Source organism: Methylobacterium sp. J-026 (assembly GCF_022829585.1).
Taxonomy (GTDB): domain Bacteria; phylum Pseudomonadota; class Alphaproteobacteria; order Rhizobiales; family Beijerinckiaceae; genus Methylobacterium.
Genome location: NZ_JAKSYC010000071.1, coordinates 1 through 3,467 on the forward strand (window position 1 = coordinate 1; position 3,467 = coordinate 3,467).

General features: G+C 73.3%; 3 protein-coding genes. 2 read left to right on the top strand and 1 reads right to left on the bottom strand.

The genetic code is table 11. The features are described from left to right. Positions 1-1,674 (bottom strand): DNA translocase FtsK (locus tag MKK69_RS07660; protein WP_243967183.1); only part of this gene is annotated, 1,674 nt, incomplete at its 3' end. A gap of 159 nt (positions 1,675-1,833) precedes the next feature. Between MKK69_RS07660 and mtnA the strand changes: the two genes are divergently transcribed. Both mtnA and MKK69_RS07670 read left to right on the top strand, forming a co-directional pair. Further along, positions 1,834-2,931, top strand: coding sequence for an S-methyl-5-thioribose-1-phosphate isomerase (gene mtnA / locus MKK69_RS07665; protein ID WP_243967184.1), 1,098 nt, complete (start codon positions 1,834-1,836; stop codon positions 2,929-2,931). 204 nt (positions 2,932-3,135) lie between these two features. After that, the coding region (locus tag MKK69_RS07670) for a dienelactone hydrolase family protein (RefSeq protein ID WP_243967186.1) at positions 3,136-3,467 on the top strand (332 nt) is incomplete at its 3' end.

Here is a 3,467-nt window from a genome sequence, read left to right on the forward strand (position 1 = left end):
CATGATCAGGCGGCATTCTTCCGGCTTCAGCCGGTAGAGCAGGCTGAGGATCATGGTGTTGATCGCCACCGACTTGCCCGAGCCGGTGGTGCCGGCGACCAGCAGGTGCGGCATGCGCGCGAGGTCGGCGATGATCGGCTCACCGCCGATGTTCTTGCCCAGGCACAGGGCCAGCTTGTGCTTGCTCTCGACGAAGTCCGTGGAGGCCAGGAGCTCGCGCAGATACACGGTCTCGCGCTTCGCGTTCGGCAGTTCGATGCCGATGGCATTGCGGCCGGGCACCACGGCGACGCGGGCCGAGACCGCCGACATCGACCGGGCGATGTCGTCGGCGAGCGCGATCACGCGGCTGGACTTGGTGCCGGGGGCGGGCTCGAGCTCGTAGAGGGTCACGACCGGACCGGGCCGCACCGCCAGGATGTCGCCGCGCACGCCGAAATCGCCGAGCGTCGCTTCGAGCATCGTGGCGTTCTGCTCCAGGGCGTCCGCCGAGACCAGGCTCGCCTGGGACGGCCCGCGGGGGGCCGCGAGCAGGTCGAGGGCCGGCAGGGCGTAATCCTCGGGCCGGATCGGGGCCGCCGGCGTCCGGCGGGCGGCCACGGGCGCGGCGGCCGGCGGCGCGACCCGGGACGCGGCCGGCTCGGGCTGCGCCGGCAGGGGCCGCGGCGCCGGGGCGCGCGGGGGCAGGGGGGACTCGGGGACCTCGAATCCCTCGGCCGCGTCCTGCGGCATCCCCGGATGGGCGGGGGCGTCCTGGTCCGGGGCCTCGTCCTGCAGGTCGAAGACGGGCTCGCGCCGGCCCGGGCCCGGCTGGGCGCCCTCGGGCAGATGGTCGGCCCAGGGCAGGTCCGCATCCGTGAAGGCGCGCCGGGCCGCCAGGGCCGGCGAGGCGCCGTCGAAGGGCTCGGCCCGGCCCGACCGCCAGGAGGCCAGCCGGTCGGCCGCCGCGAGGCGGAGCCGCATCAGGCCCTGCGCCAGGGCGCCGACGCCCACGAGGCCCAGGCCCGGCTCGTCGGCATCCTCGCGCTCGTCGCGGCCGGACGCGCGCCCCCGCATCGGCGGGCGCCGGGCGGGATAGGGCTCATCGTAGGCCGGCTCCTCCTCGACGGCGCCGAACCGGCAGGCCCCAGTGAGGCTGAGGATCGCCACGGCGGCGTAGACGAACCCGACCAGGTGGGCGGCGGCCGACGAGACCGCCCCGACGATCACCCGCGCCAGGGACAGGAGCCCGTCGCCGGCGACGCCGCCGAGCCCGGTGGGCAGCGGCCAGCGCGCCGTGGGCGGCAGGGCGCTCGCCACCGCGCTCGCCGCGCAGAAGCCGATGATCCAGAGGGCGATGCGCAGGCCGCCCTCGGGCAGGTCGCGCTCGCGCATCAGCCGCACCCCCCAGAGGGCCGGGGGCAGCACGAAGGCCAGGGATCCGAGGCCGAGGATCTGCATGGCGAGGTCGGCCACCACGGCGCCCGGCTGTCCGAGCACGTTGTGGGCGGGATGGTCGGTGGCGTGGTTCAGGCTCGGGTCGTCGATCGACCACGTGGCCAGGGCCACGGTCAGCGCCACGGCGCCGGTAAACAGCACGAACCCGCCGAGTTCCGTCAGGCGCTTGCCCAGGAACGGGCGGACGCTGTCGACGAAGGTGTCGTAGGGCGATGCGGGACGGCGAAGCGAGCGCATGCGGGACCGGACGCAGAACGGGGACTCTCGCCCGAGGCTAGGCATGGCGCCCTTAACGAGCCGCTAAGGTTGAGGAAGGCTCACCGCCGCCCGGCCGCTCCGCTCGGGGTCCCGCTCGGGAGGGTGCAAAATCCGCTCCGCTGTGGCACAGGACCGGCCATGAATATCGACGGCCAGCCCTACCGCACGATCTTCCCGGACCCGGACGGCGTCAGCGTCCAGGTGATCGACCAGACCCGCCTGCCCTTCGCCTTCGTGCTGACGCGTCTCGCCACGCTGGAGGACGCCGCCCTGGCGATCCGCACCATGATCGTGCGCGGGGCGCCGCTGATCGGCGTCACCGCGGCCTACGGACTGGCGCTGGCCATGCGGGCGGATCCGTCGACGGCGGGGATCGACCGGGCGGTGGCCACCCTCGCCGCGACGCGGCCCACGGCGATCAACCTGCGCTGGGCGCTGGACCGGGTCGCCGCCAACCTGCGGCAGGTCCAGCCGGAGGAGCGCTTCGCCCGCGCCTACGCGGAGGCCGGCCGCATCGCCGAGGAGGACGTGGCGAGCTGCCGCGCCATCGGCGTCCATGGCGGCCGGATCATCGCCGACCGGCACGCCGCGACCGGGCGCCCGGTCACGGTGCTGACCCATTGCAACGCCGGGTGGCTCGCCACGGTGGATTGGGGCACGGCGCTGGCGCCGATCTACGCCGCCCACGCGCAGGGCGTGCCGGTGCATGTCCTGGTCGACGAGACCCGCCCGCGCAACCAGGGCGCGGCGCTCACCGCCTTCGAACTCCACGGCCACGGCGTGCCCCACACGGTGATCGCCGACAATGCCGGCGGGCACCTGATGCAGCACGGGACGGTCGACCTGTGCATCGTCGGCTCGGACCGGACCACGGCGCGCGGGGACGTGTGCAACAAGATCGGCACCTACCTGAAGGCGCTGGCGGCCCACGACAACCGCGTGCCGTTCTACGCGGCGCTGCCGTTCTCGACCATCGACTGGACGCTGGACGACGGCGTGCGCGAGATCCCGATCGAGGAGCGCGACGGCCGCGAGGTCACCCACATGACCGGGCGGCTCGCCGACGGCGGCTTCGCCACGATCGAGGTGGTCTCCCCCGGCAGCCCGGTGGCCAACCCCGCCTTCGACGTGACCCCGGCCCGGCTGGTGACCGGCATCATCACCGAGCGCGGTGTCTGCACGGCGAGCGCCGAGGGGCTGTACGGGCTCTATCCGGAGCGCCGGACCGCGGCGTGAGGGCGCGCCGGGGAGCCCCTGCGCGAACCGGGCGAACGGTGGTCACCGGCTTTCGGACACGGACGCTGCGCGCCTGACGAGGACGGCCTGAACGCGATCGGCTGGACCGGGATCAGGTCGGAGACGGGTGGTTTGCGGTCGGTCCGCTGGCGGTCGTAAACGGTTCGACGCGGACACTGCGGATGTCCGGCCGAGGAGCATCGCATGCCGAACGAGCAAGTCAGGATCCGGACGCGCGATGGTGATTGCCCTTCGCACGTCGCGATCCCTGCGAGCGGCGGACCATGGCCCGCGGTGATTTTCTACATGGACGCCGGTGGTATCAGGCCGGCGATGCTCGACATGGCACAGCAGCTCGCTGACGCTGGCTACATCGTTCTGCTGCCGGATCTCTTCTACCGGTACGGACCCTACGGGCCATTCGTGCCCAAGGCGGTGTTCGCGGGTGACTTTCGCGCAATCCTTGGACCGCTGATGGCCACAACCAGCCCCTTGAAGGCCGCTGAGGATGCGGAGGCCATGCTCGCTTACCTCGA

Bases quoted from the DNA above. Each gene is read 5' to 3' on its own strand.
- mtnA (WP_243967184.1), top strand. From the start codon at position 1,834: ATGAATATCGACGGCCAGCCCTACCGCACGATCTTCCCGGACCCGGAC.